The organism is Janthinobacterium sp. BJB301, assembly GCF_002735685.1.
GTDB classification, from domain to species: Bacteria; Pseudomonadota; Gammaproteobacteria; order Burkholderiales; family Burkholderiaceae_D; genus Janthinobacterium; species Janthinobacterium lividum.
Genome location: NZ_PDZJ01000001.1, coordinates 1,676,392 through 1,697,105 on the forward strand (window position 1 = coordinate 1,676,392; position 20,714 = coordinate 1,697,105).

Sequence of the window (20,714 nt, forward strand, 5' to 3'; positions counted from 1 at the left end):
GGTGGTGTCGGGTTACGCGCTGCGCGCTAACCCGACCTAGCGTTGACGTCGTAGGTCGGATTGGCGCTACGCGCGTAATCCGACAACACCCTAGAACACCAGCCGCATCTCCACATGCGCAATCCCCGCCTCTTCAAACACTTCCCCCTGCTGCACGAAACCGTGGCGCGCATAGAATGGCGCGGCCACGGTTTGCGCATTGAGCACCACCGCCGCATCGCCCCGTTCGCGGGCTTTGTCCATCAGCAAGGTCAAAATGGCGCCGCCCACGCCCGTGCCGCGGCCCGGCTGGCGCACGGCCATGCGGCCGATGTGGCCGTCTGGCAATAAACGTCCCGTACCGATGGCGTTGCCGGCGCCGTCGTAGGCAACGGCGTGCAGGCAGACGGCATCCATGTCGTCGAGTTCGATCTCGGCCGGCACTTTCTGTTCATCGACAAAGACTTCGAAACGGATGGCGGTGGCGTCAGGGCCCAGGGTGGCCCAGTCGCCGAGGCGGATGGTGTGATTGGTCATGGATATGCGCTAGTAAGAGACGGGCCGCAATTGTCGCACGGCCCGCCTTGCGGAAGGAAGGTCAGGCCAGTTTCACCAATTGCTTGCCGAAGTTGCGCCCTTTTAAGAGGCCGATGAACGCTTCCGGCGCGCTGGCCAAGCCATCGGCCACGGATTCGCGGAATTTCAGCTTGCCCGTCGCCACCAATGTTCCCAGTTCCGCCAATCCTTGCGGCCAGAATTCCGGCTGTTCCGAAACGATGAAGCCGCGCACGGTGAGGCGGTTGGTGAGGATCAGGCGCGCATTGTCGAGCGGCGTCGGTTCGCCGTTGTAGCCGGCGATCCAGCCGCACACGGCCACGCGGCCAAACGCATTGGTGCGCGCCAGGGCCGCATCGAAGATGGCGCCGCCCACGTTTTCAAAGATGGCGTCGATGCCGTCCGGCGTGGCCGCCGCCAGATCGGCCTCAAGATTGCCCGCCTTGTAATCGACGCAGGCATCGAAACCCAGTTCCTCGACGACATAGCGGCATTTTTCCGCCCCACCCGCTATGCCGATCACGCGGCAGCCTTTCAATTTCGCCAGCTGGCCCACGACGCTGCCCACGGCACCGCTGGCGGCCGACACGACCACCGTTTCGCCCGCTTTCGGCGCCATGATCTGGTTCAATCCATACCAGGCGGTCATGCCCGGCATGCCGACGGAGCCCAGGTAGGCCGAGGCGGGAATATGCGTCGTGTCGACCTTGCGCAGCATGGTGCCGTCCGACACAGCCACTTCCGTCCAGCCCAAAGTCCCCACGACGGTGTCGCCTGCGGCAAACTTCGGATGCTTCGATTCCAGCACCACGCCCACCGTGCCGCCGATCATGGTTTCATCGAGCGCCTGCGGCGCCGCATAGCTTTTATTGGCGCTCATGCGCCCGCGCATGTAAGGGTCCAAGGACAGATACTGGTTACGCACCAGCAACTGGCCATCGGCGATGGCGGGAATCTCTTTGGTTTCCAGACGAAAATGTGCCGGCTGCACTTCCTCATTGGAAGCGGGACGCGAGGCGAGGACGATGCGTTGGTAGGTGGTCATGAATGCTCCTGTCATTTGTCAAATGAACCCCAGAGGCAAAGTCCGGGGTCAGCCCCTCAGGGTCTGACCCCAGCCCTTCGCTTTGGGGTTAACGGGTTTTCACACTTCGTAATCCATACATTGCCGTGCTTCCCGCACGGCCCCAAAGAACGGCTTGATCTTCACGTGCTCGGGATGGTTCTGGTAGGCGTCGAGCGCTTCGCGGCTGGCGAACTCGCTGTACAGGACGATGTCGTAGGTGGCTTCCAGGCCCGGCTGGGCCACGGCTGCCTCGAATTTCAAGATGCCGGGCACCAGGTCCGAACAGGAATCGAGCAGGGCTTTCAGTTTCAAGGCGTTCGTGGCGCGGTCGGCGCCTTCGGCGTGGTCTAACAGTTTCCAGAAAACGATATGCTTGATCATGGTGGCAGGCTGGTTGTTTATTAATGAAGCATTACTGTACCCGCTATCGGCGCGCCTTGCAGGAAACGGGCGCGGAATGCAAACGGGCGGCCTTGTAAGCCGCCCGCAGACTGGATAAAACCTACCTTACAGGACTTCGAACAGGCCGGCCGCGCCCTGCCCGCCACCGATGCACATGGTCACCACCACGTATTTGACGCCACGGCGCTTGCCTTCGATCAGGGCATGGCCCGTCAGGCGGGCGCCCGACACGCCATACGGGTGGCCGACGGCAATCGCGCCGCCGTTGACGTTCAGGCGGTCCATGGGGATGCCCAGGGTGTCGGCGCAATACAGCACTTGCACGGCGAACGCTTCGTTGAGTTCCCACAGGCCGATGTCGGCGACAGTCAAGCCCGCCTTTTTCAGCAGTTTCGGGATGGCAAACACGGGACCGATGCCCATTTCATCGGGTTCGCAGCCGGCCACGGCAAAGCCGCGGAAGATGCCCAGCGGCTGCAAGCCTTTCGCTTCGGCCACTTTCGCATTCATGACGATGGCCATCGCCGCGCCATCGGAAAACTGGCTGGCGTTGCCGGCACTGATGACGCCGCCCGGTATGGCCGGACGGATCTTCGCCACGCCGTCGTAGGTCGTGTCGGCACGGATGCCTTCATCGGCGGAGATCGTCACTTCGCGCGACAGCAGCATGCCGCTGGCCTTGTCGGCCACGCCCATGATGGTGGTCATCGGCACGATTTCCGCGTCGAACAGGCCGGCCGCCTGGGCCGCGGCGGCGCGCTGCTGGCTTTGCGCGCCATACACATCCTGGCGTTCGCGCGAGATCTGGTAGCGCTTGGCCACGGTTTCGGCCGTCTGCAGCATGGGCCAGTACACTTCCGGCTTGTGCTGCTGCAGCCAGACGTCGCGGTACATATGCGTATTCATTTCATTTTGCACGCAGGAAATCGATTCCACGCCGCCGGCCGCATAGATATCGCCTTCGCCGGCGATGATGCGCTGCGCGGCCAGGGCGATCGCCTGCAAGCCCGACGAGCAGAAGCGGTTGACGGTCATGCCGGCCGTGGTCACGGGGCAGCCGCCGCGCAAGGCCACCTGGCGCGCGATGTTGCCGCCGGTGGCGCCTTCCGGGAAGGCGCAGCCGACCAGCACGTCTTCCACTTCCTCCGCCTCGATGCGCGCGCGCTCGACGGCGGCCGCCAGCACGTGGCCGCCCAGGGTGGCGCCATGCGTCATGTTGAACGCGCCCTTCCAGGACTTGGCCAGGCCCGTGCGGGCGGTCGATACGATGACGGCTTCATTCATGCTGTGTCTCCTTGTGGGGAATATTATGGGGTGGAATATCTGCGGAATCAGAATAGCACATTTAAGTACGATCGTTCGCAAAGTTCTGGCGCGCATCAATTTGTAAGCTTGGTGTAAGTTTCAAGCAAGCATGACGTAAGGTTCGGAGAACACACTCGCCTCCAGCTGTTGCAAGAATGGTCAAAAAGACCGCGGCACCAGTTCACTATAAAACATAGGGAGACAAACCATGGCATCACCATCCGGCTCGGCCGACGTACGGAAATTTTCCACCAAAGGCACTCCGATCACGCCCGAGGAACGCAAGGTCATCTTTGCATCATCCTTGGGCACCGTCTTTGAATGGTACGATTTTTACCTGTACGGTTCGCTCGCTTCCATCATCGCCAAGCAATTCTTCATCGGCGACCCTACCACCACCTTCATCTTCGCGCTGCTGGCCTTTGCCGCCGGCTTCATCGTGCGTCCATTCGGCGCGCTGGTCTTCGGCCGCCTGGGCGACATGATCGGTCGCAAGTACACCTTCCTGATCACCATCCTGATCATGGGCGGCTCCACCTTCATCGTCGGCTTGCTGCCGGGCCACGCTTCCATCGGCATCGCGGCACCGATCATCCTCGTCTTCCTGCGTATCCTGCAAGGCCTGGCGCTGGGCGGCGAGTACGGCGGCGCAGCCACCTATGTGGCCGAGCACGCGCCTGAAGGCAAGCGCGGCGCGTTCACGGCGTGGATACAAACGACGGCAACCCTGGGCTTCTTCCTGTCGCTGATGGTCATCCTGGGTACCCGCCTGGCGACCGGCGAGAAGGATTTCGAGGCATGGGGCTGGCGCATTCCCTTCCTGGTCTCCGTCATCCTGCTGGGTATTTCCGTGTGGATCCGCCTGGCCATGAATGAATCGCCGGCGTTTGCCAAGATGAAGGCCGAGGGCAAGACCTCGAAAGCCCCGCTGACGGAAGCGTTCGGCAAGTGGAAAAACCTGAAGATCGTCATCCTGGCCCTGATCGGCCTGACGGCCGGCCAGGCAGTCGTCTGGTACACGGGCCAGTTCTACGCCCTGTTCTTCATGATCCAGACCCTGAAAGTGGACCTGGCAACGGCCAACGTGCTCGTCGCCATCGCACTGCTGCTGGCCACGCCATTCTTCCTGTTCTTCGGCAGCCTGTCCGACCGCATCGGCCGCAAGTACATCATCCTCGGCGGCTGCCTGATCGCCGCTGCGACCTATTTCCCGATCTTCAACGGCCTGACCCACTTCGCCAATCCGCAGCTGGAAGCGGCACTGAAGAACTCGCCAGTGGTGGTGGTCGCCGATCCTGCTTCCTGCCACTTCCAGTTCAACATGACGGGCACGAAGAAATTCCCATCGTCGTGCGACATCGCCACGGGCTTCCTGTCGAACAGCTCGGTGAACTACACGAAGGAAGACGCACCGGCAGGCAGCATCGCCAAGGTACGCATCGGCACGAAGGAATTCACGTCGTTTAACGCCGTCATGACGGCCGATGGCTTGAACTTCGATGCGGAAAGCAAGGCCCACGAAGCGGCGCTGAAGAAAGAACTGGGCGCCGGCATCAAGGAAGCGGGCTACCCTGCGAAAGCCGATCCGGACCAGATCAACAAGCCGATGGTCGTCTTGCTGCTGTTCATCCTGGTGCTGTACGTGACCATGGTGTATGGCCCGATCGCCGCCATGCTGGTGGAAATGTTCCCGACCCGTATCCGCTACACCTCGATGTCCCTGCCCTACCATATCGGTAACGGCTGGTTCGGCGGCCTGCTGCCGACCACGGCCTTCGCGCTGGTGGCCTTCAAGGGCGATATCTATTACGGCCTGTGGTATCCGATCGTCGTCGCCCTGGCGACTGTCGTGATCGGCACCCTGTTCGTCAAGGAAACCAAGGACAACAATATCTACGCCGACGACTGATCTGATGCATGCCCCGGTCGCAAGGCCGGGGTCCGCAAAGCAAAACGCCGCTGACTCGTCAGCGGCATTTTTTTTATGCGGCGTATGCGGCGGCGAACTTGCCGAACTTACTTGTCGCTCTTGCCCTTTTTCAGCTGGTCGCGCTGCTGCACGTATTCCTGGTAGCTGGTCTGGTTGCGCTTGCGGCAGGCATTCCGGTCGTCAAAATTATTGAGGCTGTTGCAATACTCGCCGATCTTGTCCCGGTTTGCGTCATACAGTACTTCGCAGCCAGTGATGGCCAGCAAGAAGGGAATGATCAGATATTTCATTGCTACTCTCATGGATAGGGACGGGATTGCGCGAAAAAACACCAGATTGCCCACTGGATAAGCGGGCAGCTTTATCTTAACGCGATCTTGACGAAAAGTACAAGCGCTCGGTATTACTTAATGGAAAGGATTGCCTGCGCGCCCGCCACTGCATGCTATGGTGGCAGTTTCTCCCAGCGGATTCGTACCAGGCATGCCGACCATTCCTCCCGCCCCCTGCGGCCCACTGCAGCAGCATTTCGACGCCTTGCTGCAAGACGTTTGCGCCAGCCTGGCTGCGCACGCCGGTAACTTGCTGGACGGCATATACCTGTATGGCAGCGTCGCCCGCGGCGACGCCACGCCGGGCGTCTCCGACCTCGACCTGACCCTGGTACTGCGCCATCCACCTACGCCGCAGCAGGCCGGCGCGCTGGAAGCGCTGCGCCTGGCCTTGCAGGCGCGCCACCGGGAAGTCATGAAGATCGATTTCGATATCGGCCACCGGGCCCAGGTACTGGCGCCCGAACACCTGTACAGCTGGGGCTACTGGCTCAAGCACCAGTGCCGCTGCCTGTGGGGCGAAGACCTGGCGCGGCACTTTGCGCCGTTCGCGCCCTCGCGCGCCATTGCCCTGGCCGTGAATGGCGACTTTGCCCGCGTGCTGGACGAGTATGCGCAGCGCCTCGATGACGAGCGCGACCCTGCCGTCATCGCCCGCCTGCAGCGCGAAGCGTCGCGCAAGCTGATCCGTTCCTGCAACACCCTGCGCCAGGATGGCGATCCAGGCTGGCCCGCCAGCCTGGACGAGCATGTCGCGCTGTTGCTGCGGCACTCTCCCGCCATGCAGGCGCCCATCGCGTATTTCCTGGCCCAGGCCAGGCCCGGTGCCGCGCCGTCCAGCGGCTTTGCGCCAGCGCTGCGCCAGTTCACGCTGTGGCTGGCGCAGCAACAGGCAAGCTAAACGCCCGGCTCTTCGTTCAACAAGGGATTATCCGCCGCAAACGCCGCCAGGTGCTCGAGCAGCACGCGCACGCGGGCCGGCAGGTAGCGCCGCTGCGTCCACACGGCATACACATGGCGCGGCTGCGGCATCCAGTCGGGCAAGACGCGCACGAGGCTGCCCCGGGCCACTTCCTCGCGGCATTGCAAAAGCGGGCACAGCAGGATGCCGATGCCCGCGTCGGCCATCTCCACGGCCAAACGCATCTCGTTGACGCGCAGGCGTGCCTGCGGTTCGATCACCATTTCGGCGCCGTCGCCGGGCCGCCGCAGCCGCCAGCTGCGCAGCGGCTCGGCCACGATCAGCTCGTGCTTTTCCAATTCCTGCAAGTCGCGCGGCACGCCGGCGCGCGCCAGATAGCCGGGCGCGGCCACCATCACCAGCGCGGCACTGCCCAGCCGGCGCTGCATCAGCGAGGAATCGTCGAGCGCGCCCACGCGGATGGCCAGGTCGGCGCCGCTGCCCACCAGGTCTTGCAGCAGGTTCGACAGTTCCAGCTCGAGGCGGATATCCGGATACTTCTGCATGAAACTGACCCAGGCCGGCGTCAGCAAGCCGCTGGCGAAGTTGACGGGCGCCAGCACGCGGATGCTGCCCGAAACGGCCGACAGGCTGGCGTCGAGCTGCTGCGTCGCCTGCCGCAAGGCATGCACGAGGGGGCGGCACTGCTCGTAGTATTGCCAGCCCTCCGCCGTCGGCTGCAGGCGGCGCGCGCTGCGGTTGAGCAAGCGGTAGCCGAGCTGGCTTTCCAGCTTTTGCAGCCGGCGCGTGACGGTCGCGGCGGGCAAGTCTTCCTTCACGGCCGCCGCATGCAGGCTACCCGCCTCGACAATGGCGACAAACAGGGCTAAGTCATCAAGCATGATTGCATTTTCGGAATTTGAAATTAAAAATATGGCTCTAGTATAGATTGCTGCAAGTCGTTACGCTGCCATATCCTCATATCTTGAAAGTGCGCCATGTCCGAAGCCCTGCGTTTGCGCTGTGTATTTGCCTTCCTGATGTCGCTGGTCATGACCCTGCTGATGAGCGCCTGGGTCACCTGGCTGAATATCGGCCTGCAGGCCGACTTCCTGCCCCGCTGGCGCCACGCGTTCTTTGCCGCCTGGCCCGTGGCCTTTTGCGCCGTGATGCTGTTCGCGCCCCGCGTGCAGCTGTTCAGCCGCACGATCGTGGCCCGCCTGGCGCGCCCGGCGTCACCAAGCTGCCCCGCCTGCCCGGCCGGTGCGCCATGTGCGTGCGCCAGCCGCACTTAACCGGCAGTCGGCCACCGGCAGTATCACTCGGTCACTCCCGCCCACGGCCGCCCTGATCCGGGCTATGCTATGGCCGTCCTTGTTTTTACAGCGGAGTGCCCATGCTCGATCACGTTTCCCTCACTGTCAGCGATCTGGAGCGCGCCGAGCGCTTCTATGACGCCATCTTTGCCGCGCTGAACGTGCCCAAGGTGGGCAGCGACCATGCCAACGCCTGGATAGGCTACGGCGAGCGCAGCGATGCGGAGCATCCCGAGCGCAGCTATTTTTCCGTGCGCCTGGGCCCCAAGCCCGACGACGCGCCGCGCCGCCATTGCTGCTTCAAGGCCCCCTCGCGCGCGGCCGTGGAAGCGTTCTGGCATGCGGGACTGGCGCACGGCGGCATCGACCTGGGCGCGCCCGGCTTGCGCCACTATCACGCCAGCTATTACGCGGCCTTTTTGTTCGATCCGGACGGCAACCGCATCGAAGCCGTCTGCCATCGCGCCGACGCCGGCTGACAGGACGGTAAATCCGCCTCTGTTCGGCATTTCCACTTCGGCACGATTTGCCTATAATGGCTGGCAAGCCATACTGGCCCCCGGTCCGTGCACCAAGAAGGAGATTCATGCATCATCTATTCGTCGGCCGCCCCGCGCGCACCATGCTCCTCTCCAGCGCCGGCTTGCTGCTGGCAGGCTGTTTTTCCGGCTGCTCCCTGTTGCCATCCACCCCGGTCATGCCAGGCGTGCCGGCCACCGCCGCCCTGCCCGACGCCAGCATCGCCTACACCCTGAGCGGCCAGGGCGGCTTGCCCGTGGTCTTCCAGTCGGCCATGGGCGACGGCAAGGATGTGTGGGCCAAGGTGGTGCCCGAAGTGGCCAGGCAGCACCGCGTGCTCGTGTACGACCGTCCCGGCTACGGCGAGAGCAAAAAGACCACCACGCCGCGCGACCCCTGCACCATTGCTGCCCAGCAGCGTGCCCTGCTGACGCAAGCGGGCTTGAAACCGCCGTATGTGCTGGTCGGCCATGGCTTGGGCGGGCTGTACCAGTACGTGTATGCCAGGCTGTACCCGCAGGACGTGGCCGGCCTAGTCTTGCTCGATCCCACGCACCCGCAGCAATGGAACCGCCTGCAGACAGACGCGTCCACCTACGCCATGCTCGTCAAGACGCGGCGCAAGCTGATGTTCAACAGTACGGAATCGGCCGAATTCGATGCGCAGACGCAGTGCCTGCAACATGTCGACATGAGCAGCCCGCTGCGCGTGCCCGCCATGCTGCTGGTGCGCGACAAATTCGGCATCGAGGAAATGGGCTCGTTTGAAAACGTCGTGCGGGCCCAGGAAAAGGATTGGCAGCGCCTGTCCGGCGCGCCAGCCATCGAGCGCATCACGGGCGCCGGCTACTACATCCAGAAGGACAATCCCGTCATCGTCAACGAGGCGGTCAAGATGGTGGCGAAGAAGAAATAACAACGTAGGTCGGATTAGCGGCATGCCGCGTAATCCGACACCGCTACGGCCAACAATGTTGTCGGATTACGCGAGGCGGAGCCTCGCTAATCCGACCTACATCTTTTCAACCGTGCCTCATCAGCTGTTGAAACCCCTGCCCTCGCCCGCCAGTTTCACCAGCAGCGGCGCCGGCGTCCACGCTTCGCCGTGGCGGCCTTTCGCATAGCCGGCGATCGTATCGAGCACGTTCGGCAAGCCGACCGTATCCGCGTAGAACATCGGACCGCCCCGGAACAGCGGGAAACCGTAGCCCGTCAGATACACCATGTCGATGTCCGAGGCGCGCAGGGCGATGCCCTCTTCCAGGATGCGCGCGCCTTCATTGACGAGCGCATACACGAGGCGTTCGACGATTTCCTGGTCGCTGATCTTGCGCCGTGCCACGCCGATGTCGGCGGAATGCTGGACTATCATGGCGTTGACCTGTTCCGACGGATACGCCTTGCGGTCGCCCGGCTTGTAGTCGTACCAGCCGGCGCCCGTCTTCTGGCCATAACGCCCCAGTTCGCACAGCAGGTCGGCCGTCTTCGAATACGTCACTTCCGGTTTTTCCACGTAGCGGCGCTTGCGGATGGCCCAGCCGATGTCGTTGCCGGCCAGGTCGCCCATGCGGAACGGGCCCATGGCGAAGCCGAATTTCTCGACCGCCTTGTCGACCTGTTCCGGCAGACAGCCTTCTTCCAGCAGGAAACCGGCCTGGCGGCTGTACTGCTCGATCATGCGGTTGCCGATGAAACCGTCGCACACGCCCGAGACGACGCCCGTCTTTTTCAGCTTTTTCGACAGCGCCAGCGCCGTGGCCAGCACGTCCTTGCCCGTTTCCTTGCCGCGGACGATTTCCAGCAGCTTCATGACATTCGCGGGGCTGAAGAAATGCGTGCCGACCACGTCTTGCGGGCGCTGGGTGAACGCGGCGATCTTGTCCAGGTCCAGGGTCGAGGTGTTCGAGGCGAGGATGGCGCCCGGCTTCATGACGGCGTCCAGCTGCTTGAAGACGGTTTCCTTCACGCCCAGTTCCTCGAAGACGGCTTCGATGACGATGTCGGCCTGCGCAATGTCCGCATAGGCCAGCGTGCCGCTAACGAGTGCGATGCGCTGCTCGGCCTTCTCTTGCGTCAGCTTGCCCTTCTTCACCGTGTTCTCGTAATTCTTGCGGATGGTGGCCAGGCCCTTGTCCAGCGCTTCCTGCTTCGTTTCCAGCAAGATGACGGGAATGCCCGCGTTGGCGAAGTTCATGGCGATGCCGCCGCCCATGGTGCCGGCGCCGACGATGGCCGCGCTGGCGATCGTGCGCACGGGGGTGTCGGCCGGCACGTCGGGTACCTTGCTGGCAACGCGCTCGGCAAAGAAGGCGTGGCGCAGGGCTTTCGATTCCGGCGACTGCACCAGTTGCATGAACAGTTCGCGCTCGTACTTCAAGCCTTCGTCGAATTTCATCGTCACGGCCGCCGCCACGGCATCGACGCATTTCAGCGGTGCGGGGAACGGGCCGGACATGGCTTTCACGGTATTGCGCGAAAACTGCAAAAACGCTTCGTGGTTCGGGTAATCGACCTTGCGCTCGCGCACTTTCGGCAGCGGGCGCACGTCGCCCACTTTGGTGGCGAAGGCGACGGCAGCGGCCAGCAAGTCCGCGCCGGGCGCGATGACTTCGTCGAACAGGGCCGTGCCGGCCAGTTTTTCGGACGCGACGGGCGTGCCGGAAACGATCATGTTCAGGGCCATTTCCAGGCCCAGCACGCGCGGCAGGCGCTGCGTGCCGCCCGCGCCCGGCAAGATGCCGAGTTTGACTTCCGGCAAGGCCATCTGCGCGCCCGGCGCGGCCACGCGGTAATTGCAGCCCAGCGCCAGCTCCAGGCCGCCACCCATGCAGACGCTGTGGATGGCCGCCACGACCGGCTTGGTCGATTGCTCGACGACGTTGATCAGGGTGTGGAGAGTCGGTTCCGTGAGCGCCTTGGGCGAATTGAATTCCTTGATATCGGCGCCGCCCGAAAAGGCCTTGCCGGCGCCCGTGATGACGATGGCTTTGACGGACTCGTCCGCCAGCGCCTGGCGGATGCCGGCCACGGCGGCCGTGCGCGTGGCCAGGCCCAGTCCATTGACGGGCGGATTGGCGAGGGTAATGACGGCAACGGCGCCGTTCACTTGATATTCAGCACTCATGTCTCTTCCTTATTGATTTTGCTCAGCGATGAGGTGGTTGCAAGGGATGAAGCTTCACTATACCGCATAAAAGAACGCTCGTATTATTTTTGTCGTGGCGTGCCCGGCGCCAGCATGGTACGCCATGGTACAACATCGTTTGCGGAAAGATTCTGCTGCAAGCAGCAAGGTCCCGTAGAAGCTATCACTTGGATATTCATTTAAATAATAAAAGCACAATAATAATAACGGCGTTTTATTATGCAAAGTAAAGGCTTTGTTATATGCGGGCATGGGTCAATTACGACAGTTTTGACATTATTTATTTCCGCCCCTTGTTTTTCGCCAGATGCTGGGGAATAATCAAATTGTTGATTCAAATCAATACTCTACAATTTATCCACTATAAGGCAAACCGCAGGGCAAACACTGGCGGCCGTTGATCGCGCACATTCTCACCGATTATCACCAGATGTCGATCCATGCAATAACATCGCTGCCTTATATGGATAGCAGAAAAAATAATAACAGCAGCCTTATCGTTCCCATTCCTCTTCTCACCCCGAAGGAAATACTATGGACGCAGCCAGCCATGTCAGCCACTCCCAGGATCTGGACTTACAAGCGATAAATACTGCATTGAACCGTGTCCAGGCCGTCATCGAATTCGAACTCGACGGCACCATCCTGCATGCGAATGACAATTTCCTGCGCGTCCTCGGCTATACCCTGGACGAAGTGCAAGGCAAGCACCATGCCATCTTCTGCGACCCCGACTATGTGAAAACGGCCGAATACGCCACCTTCTGGGCCAAACTGGGACGTGGCGAGTTCGACCATGGCGAATACAAGCGCCGCGCCAAGGATGGGCGCGAAGTGTGGATCAATGCGTCCTACAATCCCATCCTCGATGCGGACGGCAAACCGTATAAAGTCATCAAGTTTGCCACCGACATCACGGCCAGCAAGCGCCGCAACGCCGATTATGAAGGCAAGATCGACGCCATCAGCAAGGCCCAGGCCGTGATCGAGTTCCGGCTCGACGGCACCATCCTCGACGCGAACGACAATTTCCTCAAGTCCGTCGGCTACACGCTCGACGAGATCAAGGGCAAGCACCACCGCATGTTTTGCCTGCCAGACTACGCCAGGAGCGACGACTATGCGCAGTTCTGGCAGAAGCTGGGGCAAGGCCAGTTCGACTCGGGCGAATACAAGCGCGTCACCAAGGACGGCCGCGAAATCTGGCTCAATGCCTCGTATAACCCCATTTTCGATGCGGAAGGCCGGCCCTTCAAGGTGGTCAAGTTCGCCAGCGACATCACGGCCCTGAAAATGCGCAATGCCGAATACGAAGGCAAGGTCAGCGCCATCGGCAAGGCGCAGGCCGTGATCGAATTCGACATGCACGGCAATGTGCTGGACGCAAACGACAATTTCCTCGCCGTCATGGACTACGACTTGAGCGATATCCAGGGCGAACACCACCGCATGTTTTGCGAGCCCGAGTATGCGAGCAGCCCCGAGTACAAGAAATTCTGGCAAAAGCTCAACCGCGGCGAATTCGACGCGGGCCGCTACAAGCGCCTGGGCAACCATGGCAAGGTAGTGTGGATACAGGCCACCTACAACCCCATCCTGGACCTGAACGGCAAGCCGTATAAAGTGGTCAAGTTCGCCATCGACATCACGGAACAGGTAAACCTGGAAAACAGCATCCAGTCCAAGGCCGCCAACGACAGCCGCAAGGTCAATGCCCTGCTTGAATCGGTGGCGCGCGCGGCGCAAGGCGACCTGACCTGCAATATCGTGCCCGAGGGCGACGAACCGATCGACTTGCTGGCCGGCGGCATCAGCAAGATGATCGTCGACTTGCGCGGCGTGATCGGCAACGTGGTATCGGCCGCCAACGGCTTTGCCGACGCCTCGCACGCGATCGCCGAACGGGCCACGGGCGTGGCCGTGGGCACGCAGGCGCTGGGCGCCACGGTGGAAGAGATGAACGCGTCCATCGACGGTTTGACGTTCTCCATCAATTCCATCGCGGAAAACACCTCGAACGCCGATTACCTGGCGAAAGCCACGCAGCAGGAAGCGGAAGCGGGCGCGCGCGCCGTCGCCAAGTCGATCGAGGCGATGGACTTGATCAACCGCTCCTCGGAAGACATCGGCGAAATCGTCAAGGTGATCAGCGAAATCGCCAACCAGACAAACATGCTGGCCTTCAACGCGGCCATCGAGGCGGCCCGCGCGGGCGAGCACGGCCTGGGCTTTTCCGTCGTTGCCGACGAGGTGCGCAAGCTGGCCGAGCGCTCCTCGCAGGCAACAAAAGAGATTTCCAAGCTGATCAACGAATCCGTCAAGCGCGTCTCGACGGGCAGCGAAATCTCTCGCCAGGCCAGCGACGCCTTCGACAAGATCGTCTCGGGCGTGGCGAAGACCACCCTGGCCATTTCCGATATCTCAAAGGCGGCCAATGAACAGCTGCTGACGGCGCGCGAAGTATCCACGGCCATCCAGTACATCGCCGAGGAAACGGAAAAGTCGGCCGCCAACTGCGACAGCATCGCCCGCTCGACGGATGGTTTGAACGAGCGCGCTGGCAGCCTGAACCAGACTGTCTCCGGCTTCGTGGTGTAAGCCATGAGCCATGCGGCCACCTTGACGCCCGAGGTGCTGACGACCCTGATCGCGCTGGTGCGCCAGCATACGGGCATCGCCATGACGGCGCGCAAGAGCGTCTTGCTGGAACGGCGCTTGCAGCCTCGGCTGCGGGCGCTGTCCCTGCACAGCTACCAGGCGTACCTGGAGCGCGTCAGCAGCGACCGCGACGAGGTGGCCCATTTCATCGACCTGGTGACCACCAACGACACCCTGTTCTTCCGCACGCCGTCCATCTGGGATTATTTCCGCGACCGCTACCTGCCCGCCTGGGCCCGCGCGCATCCGGACGGCTGCCTGTCCATCTGGTCGGCAGCGGCCGCCAGCGGCGAGGAGCTGTATTCAATCGCCATGCTGTGCGAGCAATTCAGGCTGCAAGCGCCCGCTTTCCGCTACCAGATCCTGGCCAGCGACATTTCGCAGCAAATCCTGGGCGCGGCGCGGGCCGGCCAGTACAGCGGCCGCTCCGTCGAACGCATCCGCCTGTCGCATCCGGACTTGCTGCGCAAATATTTCACGCCCTCGCCGCATGGCGTCAGGGTCAACGAGGAATTGCGGCAACACGTCAGCTTTGCCCAGCACAATCTGCTGGAAGCATTGCGCCCGGCGCGGCAGTTCGACCTGGTGTTCCTGCGCAATGTGCTGATCTATTTCGATGCCGAGCACCAGGAAACCGTGCTGCGCCAGGCACGGCTCAGTCTCAAGGACGAGGGACGGCTGATCCTGGGCGAGTCGGAAACCATCGCCCGCCTCGGTACCGGCTATCAATTCGAGTTTCCCATGATTTATAAGGCGGGTAGCGCATGAACATCATCATCGACCCTAGCCTGCCGCTGCACCATGTTGGCATGGGGCAACTCAGCGTGGGCACGCATGGCGAGCAGCTGCAAGCCTTGCTCGGCTCCTGCATCGGCATCGGTTTCATCTGGAAGAATGGCCCCTGCTGCGGCCTGGCCCATTGCCTGCTGCCGGAAGCGCCGGGCACCGACAGCAGCCTGGGGGCACGCTATGTGAGCCAGGCCGTGCCCTCGCTGCTGCGGATGATGGGCGTGCGCCAGGCCGATTACGCCGATATCGAAGTGGTGCTGGCGGGCGGCGCCAGCATGTTTGGCCCGCGCAATGGGAGATTGCAAGTAGGCCGGCAAAATGCGGAAGCGGCGCAAAAATACCTGGACCAGTGCGGCTTGTCGGTGAGTTTTTGCGCGCTGGGCGGACGCCACGGGCGCCAGTTGCTGATCGATTGCGCCAACCACAGCTATGCCGTCACCGATGTGGTGGCGCAACCCGAATTAATTCCACGCAAGGAAGGCGCATATGGATATGCATGAAGCGACGGGCTTGCAAGCGCAGGCCCATGGAGAAACGGCCGCCGAGCTGTTCGGCTCCTTCCACCTGGGCGACGATGAATTCGCCCTGCCCGCCAGCTGCATCCGCGAAGTCGTCAATTACCCCGCCAAAGTCACGGCCCTGCCCCTGTCGCCCGCCTACCTGGAAGGCATGTTCACCTTGCGCGGCAGCGTCATTCCGGTGGTCAACCTGGGGCGCTTGTTTCGCGCCGATGCGCCGCGCGCCGTGGCCACGGACAAGATCGCCATCCTCGACTTCCAGCAAGTGCTGGTCGGTATCGTCTTCCAGGATACGGGTGAAATCCTGCGCGTGCCCGCCAGCGCCCGCAGCGCCCTGCAATATGCGGCCGGCGACAGCCACGCCGTCATCGCCGGCACGATCCTGCTCGATGGCGGTGCGCGCCTGCTGCAGGTACTCGATCCGCATGCCCTGCTGCGCATCGAAAACGTACCCCATGTGCTGGCCCTGCAGGCGACGGGCGCCAAGCTGAGTTCGGCCCGCTACCATGCGCAAAGCGAACGTCGGCAGTGCGTCAGCTTCCATGCGGCCGGCGCCACGTTTGCCTTCGAAATGCTGGCCATCCAGGAAATCATCCGCGTGCCGGAACTGCACAGCTCCCTGCTGAACAGCGAGCTGTGCCTCGGGCGCATGCATTTCCGCGGCAGCCAGGTGGCCGTCGTCGACTTCGGCGCCCTGCTGCAGGCGGCCGGGTCCGGCACGGCGGCGACCAGCGACCAGCGCATCATCGTCGTGCGCCTCGATGATACGACCGTGGGCTTCCTCGTCGACTCCGTCGACAGCATCGTGCATTTCTTTGGCGACGAGGTGCTGCCGATTCCCCTGCTGAGCAAAGCACGCGCCGCCATGTTTGCCGGCTGCATCACGAAAGAGGGTCTGGGCGACATCATTTTCCTCGACCACAAGGGCATCTTGTCGCAGGCGGAGATCGTCGAGATGCGCGACGGCCACGCGCGCCTGTACCCGACCGACACGGAAGCGGGCAGCGCCGCCACGCGCAAGGCGCAGCGCCGCGTCTACATCACATTTACGGTCGAAACCCGCTTCGCCGTGGAAATCGGGCAAGTGCGCGAAATCATCGACTTCAGCGGCGCCATCACCACGCCACCGGGCATGCCGGCCTGCATGCGCGGCATGCTCAACCTGCGCCAGCAAATGATCAGCATCATCGACCTGCGCCAGCTGTACGCCATGCCGCCGCTGGAGGACACGGGCGCGGGCAAGATTTTGATCGTGGAACGGGGGGCTGAGCGCTACGGCTTTCTCGTCGACCATGTCGACAACATCATGACCATCTCCGACAGCCAGCGCTTTGCGGCGCCGCAAATCATCCGCACGGGAGAGCATGACGACTTGCGCAGCGAAATGGATGAAATGATCGATATCGGCACGGATGCACAGCGCCAGACCCTGTCCGTCTTCCAGTGCGACCATCTGCTGGAAAAGCTGGGCTCGGCGCTGCCGCAGGCGGCGTAAGTTTTTTTACAAGCCCGGCAGCTTGTGCACCTTGAATTGCTCGCGCAGCTTGTTCTTCTGGATCTTGCCCGTGGCGCCCATGGGCAAGGCGTCGATGAACAGCACGTCGTCGGGCGTCCACCACTTGGCGATCTTGCCTTCAAAAAATTGCAACAGCGCTTCGCGCGTGACCGTCATGCCGGGGCGCAGCACCACGACGAGCACAGGACGCTCGTCCCATTTCGGGTGGAACACGCCGATGCAGGCCACCTGCAACACGGCCGGGTGCGCCATGGCCAGGTTTTCCAGGTCGATGGTGCCGATCCATTCGCCACCCGACTTGATCACGTCCTTGCTGCGGTCCGTGATCTGCATGTAGCCGTCCGCATCGATGGTGGCCACGTCGCCCGTGGGGAACCAGCCATCCTGCAGCACCTCGCCGCCCTCGTTCTTGTAGTACGCGGAAATGATCCATGGCCCTTTCACCAGCAAATGGCCGTACGCCACGCCATCCCACGGCAATTCCTTGCCATCGTCATCGACGATCTTCATGTCCACGCCGTAAATGGCATGGCCCTGCTTGTGCAGGATATCGCGCTGCGCTTCCTTGTCCATGGCCAGGTGCTTGGTCTGCAAGCCGCCCGTGGTGCCTAACGGCGACATTTCCGTCATGCCCCAGCCATGGATGACTTCCACGTCGAACTTGTCGATCAGGGTATCCATCATGGCTGGCGGGCACGCCGCGCCGCCGATCACCGTGCGGCGGAAGGTGGAAAATTTCAGGTCATTCTGCAAGGCATAGTTCAGCAGGCCCAGCCAGACCGTGGGTACGCCGGCCGAGAAGGTCACTTTTTCCGATTCGAACAGTTCGTATAGCGACTTGCCGTCCAGCGCCGCGCCGGGAAACACCATGCGCGCGCCAGACAGCAGCACGGAATACGGCAAGCCCCAGGCGTTCACGTGGAACATGGGCACGACTGGCAGGACCGTGTCGGTGGCGCGCACGTTCAGTGCGCTGGGCATGGCCGAAGCATACGCGTGCAGCACGGTCGAGCGGTGCGAATACAGGGCGCCCTTGGGGTTGCCCGTCGTGCCCGAGGTATAGCACAGGGCGGCGGCCGAGTTTTCATCGAACACGGGCCAGGTATACTCGTCGGAATGCGTGTCGATCAGGTCTTCATAGCACAGCAGGTCGGGAATGCTGCTGCTGGCGGGCATGCGGTCGCGGTCGCACATCAGCACGAAATGGCGCACGAAGGTACAGTCGGCGGCGATCTTTTCCACCACGGGCAGGAAGGTCAGGTCGAACAGCAGCACCTGGTCTTCCGCGTGGTTCGAGATGTAGGCGATCTGCTCGGGAAATAAACGCGGATTGATGGTGTGCAGCACGGCGCCCGAGCCGGACACGGCATAGTACGCTTCCAGGTGACGGTAGCCATTCCAGGCGAGGGTGGCGACCCGGTCGCCCATGCCTATGCCCAGGCCGTGCAAGGCATTCGCCAGGCGCCGCGTGCGCTGGTGGCAATCGCGGTAGGTATAACGGTGCAGATCGCCTTCCACCCGGCGCGACACGATTTCACCGCAGCCATAATGACGCGCTGCAAACTCGATAATGCTGGAAATCAGCAGGGGCTGATTCATCATCTGGCCCATCACTGGACTCAAGGGAAATGCCGACATCGTGTCTCCTGGTTTGGATACTCGGTTATTGTTGGAAGTTAAAGATTTTCCTTAGTTTCGTACGGTCGTGCGGAAATCGTCAACGCATTTCGATATTGCATTGCAGCATGGAATTTTTGATTCCGTTTTTTGCCGCATTGATCCCCACGACAGCGCCCGCCACGCGCCCTGGCGCTGTGCGGTAAAATCGCATTCCAGGCTGGCGCACCTTGCCGGTCCATTTTACTGACTGGAATTGCCATCACCGCTCATACCTTACCACTGGATAATGCCTTTGCGGCCTTGCCGCCCGCGTTCTATACGCGCTTGATGCCCACGCCCCTGCCCGCCCCATATTTCGTGGCCGCCAGCGCACCGGCCGCAGCCCTCATCGGCCTCGATGCCGCGCGCCTGGCCGAGCCCGACTATGTGGCGCTGCTGAGCGGCAATACGGTTGCCGAGCGTTCACTGCCCCTGTCGGCTGTGTATTCAGGCCACCAGTTCGGCGTCTGGGCTGGCCAGCTGGGCGATGGCCGCGCCATCCTGCTGGGCGATATCGCCACCGAACACGGCCCGATGGAGCTGCAGCTGAAAGGCGCCGGCGCCACGCCGTATTCGCGCATGGGCGACGGCCGCGCCGTGCTGCGCTCGTCCATCCGCGAATTCCTGTGTTCGGAAGCCATGGCGGCGCTGGGCATTCCCACCTCGCGCGCGCTCTCCATCATGGGTTCGCAGCAAGGCATCATGCGCGAAACCGTCGAGACTGCAGCCGTCGTGACACGCATGGCACCCAGCTTTGTGCGCTTCGGCTCGTTCGAACACTGGTTTTACCGCAAGAAGCCGGAAGAACTGAAAATCCTTGCCGATTACATCATCGACGGTTTTTATCCCCATTTGCGCGCTGCATCAAATCCATATCAAGCCTTGCTGGCCGAAGTCTGCGTGCGCACGGCGCACATGATTGCGCAATGGCAAGCCGTGGGCTTCATGCATGGCGTCATGAACACGGACAATATGTCGATCCTGGGCTTGACGCTCGATTACGGCCCCTTCGGCTTCATGGAAGCGTTCGATGCCGAGCACATCTGCAACCATACGGACCAGCAGGGCCGCTATTCCTACGCCAACCAGCCGCAGGTGGGCCACTGGAACTGCTATGCGCTGGGCCAGGCCCTGCTGCCGCTGATCGGTGAAGTGGCCGAGGCGCAGGCGGCGCTGGACAGCTACCAACCCGCGTTTGCGGACAAGATGAATGCCTTGCTGCGCGCCAAGCTGGGCTTGCGCACGCAACACGACGGAGATACGCAACTGTTCGACGGCATGTTTGCCCTGATGCAAGCCAACCACGTGGATTTCACCAACTTTTTCCGCGCGCTGGCGACACTGGAAATAGCCGCCCCCGAGCACGATACCGTGCTGCGCGACATGTTCATCGACCGCCCCGCCTTCGATACGTGGGCAGCGGCGTACCGCGCGCGCCTGCTGCAGGAGCACAGCGTTGATGCCGAACGGCAAGCGGCAATGAACCAAGTTAACCCGAAATACGTGCTGCGCAACTACCTGGCGCAAGTGGCCATCGAGAAAGCCCAGCAGCACGATTACACGGAAGTGGCGAAATTGCTGGAAGTTTTGCAAAAGCCATTTGACGAACAGCCCGAACACCAGCACTATGCGGCCCTGCCGCCCGACTGGGCCAGCCACCTTGAAGTCAGTTGCTCATCCTGAGGAGTCATTATGACCACCAATAAAGTCAAAAAAACCGACGCCGAATGGCGCGCCATGCTCGACTCGATGCAATACGAAGTCACGCGCCACGCGGCCACGGAACGGGCCTTCACGGGCAAGTTCTGGGACCACCATGAACACGGCATCTACACCTGCGTCTGCTGCAACACGCCCTTGTTTGCTTCCGATACGAAATTCGACTCGGGCTGCGGCTGGCCCAGCTATTTCCAGGCGCTCGACCCGGCGAATGTGACGGAAATCGTCGACCGCAGCCACGGCATGCTGCGCACGGAAATCGTCTGCGCCGTCTGCGACGCCCACCTGGGCCACGTCTTCCCGGACGGGCCGCCGCCGACCGGCTTGCGCTATTGCATCAATTCGGCCTCCTTGCGCTTCGATCCGCAGCCTTGATCTGGCAATGGCTTGGGCATTGCTCCTAAG

Annotated in this window: 19 protein-coding genes; 11 read left to right on the top strand and 8 right to left on the bottom strand. The window is 62.1% G+C overall.

The features are described 5' to 3' along the window. Positions 1-90: 90 nt before the first annotated feature. The 4 genes from CSQ91_RS07315 to CSQ91_RS07330 form a co-directional block, all read right to left on the bottom strand. The gene (locus CSQ91_RS07315; RefSeq protein WP_099387838.1) at positions 91-516 is read right to left on the bottom strand and encodes a GNAT family N-acetyltransferase; all 426 of its coding nucleotides are present in this window, start codon (positions 514-516) and stop codon (positions 91-93) included. A 61-nt stretch (positions 517-577) separates the two neighbouring features. Beyond that, a complete protein-coding gene (locus CSQ91_RS07320) occupies positions 578-1,579 on the bottom strand; it encodes an NADP-dependent oxidoreductase (RefSeq protein WP_099387839.1) in 1,002 nt (333 codons plus the stop codon). A gap of 99 nt (positions 1,580-1,678) precedes the next feature. Then, entirely contained in the window at positions 1,679-1,981 is a 303-nt protein-coding gene (locus CSQ91_RS07325; protein ID WP_058048132.1) for a Dabb family protein, read from the bottom strand. Between the two features lie 126 nt (positions 1,982-2,107). Then, the gene (locus tag CSQ91_RS07330) at positions 2,108-3,286 is read right to left on the bottom strand and encodes an acetyl-CoA C-acyltransferase (RefSeq protein WP_099387840.1); all 1,179 of its coding nucleotides are present in this window, start codon (positions 3,284-3,286) and stop codon (positions 2,108-2,110) included. 229 nt (positions 3,287-3,515) lie between these two features. Here CSQ91_RS07330 and CSQ91_RS07335 point away from each other — a divergent pair, with 229 nt between their 5' ends. Then, complete coding sequence (locus CSQ91_RS07335) at positions 3,516-5,216, top strand: MFS transporter (RefSeq protein WP_034784609.1); 1,701 nt, start codon at positions 3,516-3,518, stop codon at positions 5,214-5,216. A 107-nt stretch (positions 5,217-5,323) separates the two neighbouring features. Here the strand turns inward: CSQ91_RS07335 and CSQ91_RS07340 are convergent, their stop codons facing one another. Next, positions 5,324-5,527 (bottom strand): hypothetical protein, encoded by a 204-nt coding sequence (locus tag CSQ91_RS07340; RefSeq protein WP_034784610.1) that lies wholly within the window; start codon positions 5,525-5,527, stop codon positions 5,324-5,326. 193 nt (positions 5,528-5,720) lie between these two features. Here CSQ91_RS07340 and CSQ91_RS07345 point away from each other — a divergent pair, with 193 nt between their 5' ends. After that, on the top strand, positions 5,721-6,470 hold the full coding sequence (locus CSQ91_RS07345; protein ID WP_099387841.1) for a nucleotidyltransferase domain-containing protein: 750 nt from the start codon (positions 5,721-5,723) through the stop codon (positions 6,468-6,470). Here CSQ91_RS07345 and CSQ91_RS07350 read toward each other — a convergent pair. Continuing rightward, complete coding sequence (locus CSQ91_RS07350; protein ID WP_034784612.1) at positions 6,467-7,372, bottom strand: LysR family transcriptional regulator; 906 nt, start codon at positions 7,370-7,372, stop codon at positions 6,467-6,469. The genes CSQ91_RS07345 and CSQ91_RS07350 overlap by 4 nt on opposite strands. Before the next feature lie 96 nt (positions 7,373-7,468). Between CSQ91_RS07350 and CSQ91_RS07355 the strand changes: the two genes are divergently transcribed. From CSQ91_RS07355 to CSQ91_RS07365, 3 genes are all read left to right on the top strand, one after another. Further along, a complete protein-coding gene (locus tag CSQ91_RS07355; protein ID WP_099387842.1) occupies positions 7,469-7,765 on the top strand; it encodes a DUF2798 domain-containing protein in 297 nt (98 codons plus the stop codon). A 101-nt stretch (positions 7,766-7,866) separates the two neighbouring features. Continuing rightward, a complete protein-coding gene (locus CSQ91_RS07360) occupies positions 7,867-8,265 on the top strand; it encodes a VOC family protein (protein ID WP_092604987.1) in 399 nt (132 codons plus the stop codon). A gap of 107 nt (positions 8,266-8,372) precedes the next feature. Beyond that, on the top strand, positions 8,373-9,221 hold the full coding sequence (locus CSQ91_RS07365) for an alpha/beta fold hydrolase (RefSeq protein WP_180276962.1): 849 nt from the start codon (positions 8,373-8,375) through the stop codon (positions 9,219-9,221). Between the two features lie 120 nt (positions 9,222-9,341). Here CSQ91_RS07365 and CSQ91_RS07370 read toward each other — a convergent pair whose 3' ends face one another. After that, positions 9,342-11,429 (bottom strand): 3-hydroxyacyl-CoA dehydrogenase NAD-binding domain-containing protein, encoded by a 2,088-nt coding sequence (locus CSQ91_RS07370; RefSeq protein ID WP_099387844.1) that lies wholly within the window; start codon positions 11,427-11,429, stop codon positions 9,342-9,344. A 555-nt stretch (positions 11,430-11,984) separates the two neighbouring features. On the opposite strand from CSQ91_RS07370, the gene CSQ91_RS07375 reads away from it, so the two are divergent. The 4 genes from CSQ91_RS07375 to CSQ91_RS07390 are packed head-to-tail and all read left to right on the top strand — an operon-like array spanning position 11,985 to position 16,910. Then, complete coding sequence (locus CSQ91_RS07375) at positions 11,985-14,048, top strand: methyl-accepting chemotaxis protein (RefSeq protein ID WP_080753571.1); 2,064 nt, start codon at positions 11,985-11,987, stop codon at positions 14,046-14,048. Between the two features lie 3 nt (positions 14,049-14,051). After that, positions 14,052-14,876, top strand: coding sequence for a CheR family methyltransferase (locus tag CSQ91_RS07380; RefSeq protein ID WP_099387845.1), 825 nt, complete (start codon positions 14,052-14,054; stop codon positions 14,874-14,876). Then, positions 14,873-15,397: a chemotaxis protein CheD gene (locus tag CSQ91_RS07385; protein ID WP_052140344.1), complete on the top strand. Its 525-nt coding sequence runs from the start codon at positions 14,873-14,875 to the stop codon at positions 15,395-15,397. The genes CSQ91_RS07380 and CSQ91_RS07385 overlap by 4 nt, the downstream gene beginning before the upstream one ends. Then, positions 15,384-16,910, top strand: a complete 1,527-nt coding sequence (locus CSQ91_RS07390; protein ID WP_257217249.1) for a chemotaxis protein CheW — start codon at positions 15,384-15,386, stop codon at positions 16,908-16,910. Before CSQ91_RS07385 ends, CSQ91_RS07390 begins: the two co-directional genes overlap by 14 nt. A 6-nt stretch (positions 16,911-16,916) precedes the next feature. Here the strand turns inward: CSQ91_RS07390 and CSQ91_RS07395 are convergent, their stop codons facing one another. Then, complete coding sequence (locus CSQ91_RS07395) at positions 16,917-18,569, bottom strand: 3-(methylthio)propionyl-CoA ligase (protein ID WP_099387846.1); 1,653 nt, start codon at positions 18,567-18,569, stop codon at positions 16,917-16,919. Positions 18,570-18,794: 225 nt separating this feature from the next. Here CSQ91_RS07395 and CSQ91_RS07400 point away from each other — a divergent pair, with 225 nt between their 5' ends. Next, complete coding sequence (locus CSQ91_RS07400) at positions 18,795-20,273, top strand: protein adenylyltransferase SelO (protein WP_441326561.1); 1,479 nt, start codon at positions 18,795-18,797, stop codon at positions 20,271-20,273. A 9-nt stretch (positions 20,274-20,282) separates the two neighbouring features. Beyond that, entirely contained in the window at positions 20,283-20,684 is a 402-nt protein-coding gene (gene msrB / locus CSQ91_RS07405; protein ID WP_034784618.1) for a peptide-methionine (R)-S-oxide reductase MsrB, read from the top strand. Positions 20,685-20,714 lie beyond the last annotated feature (30 nt).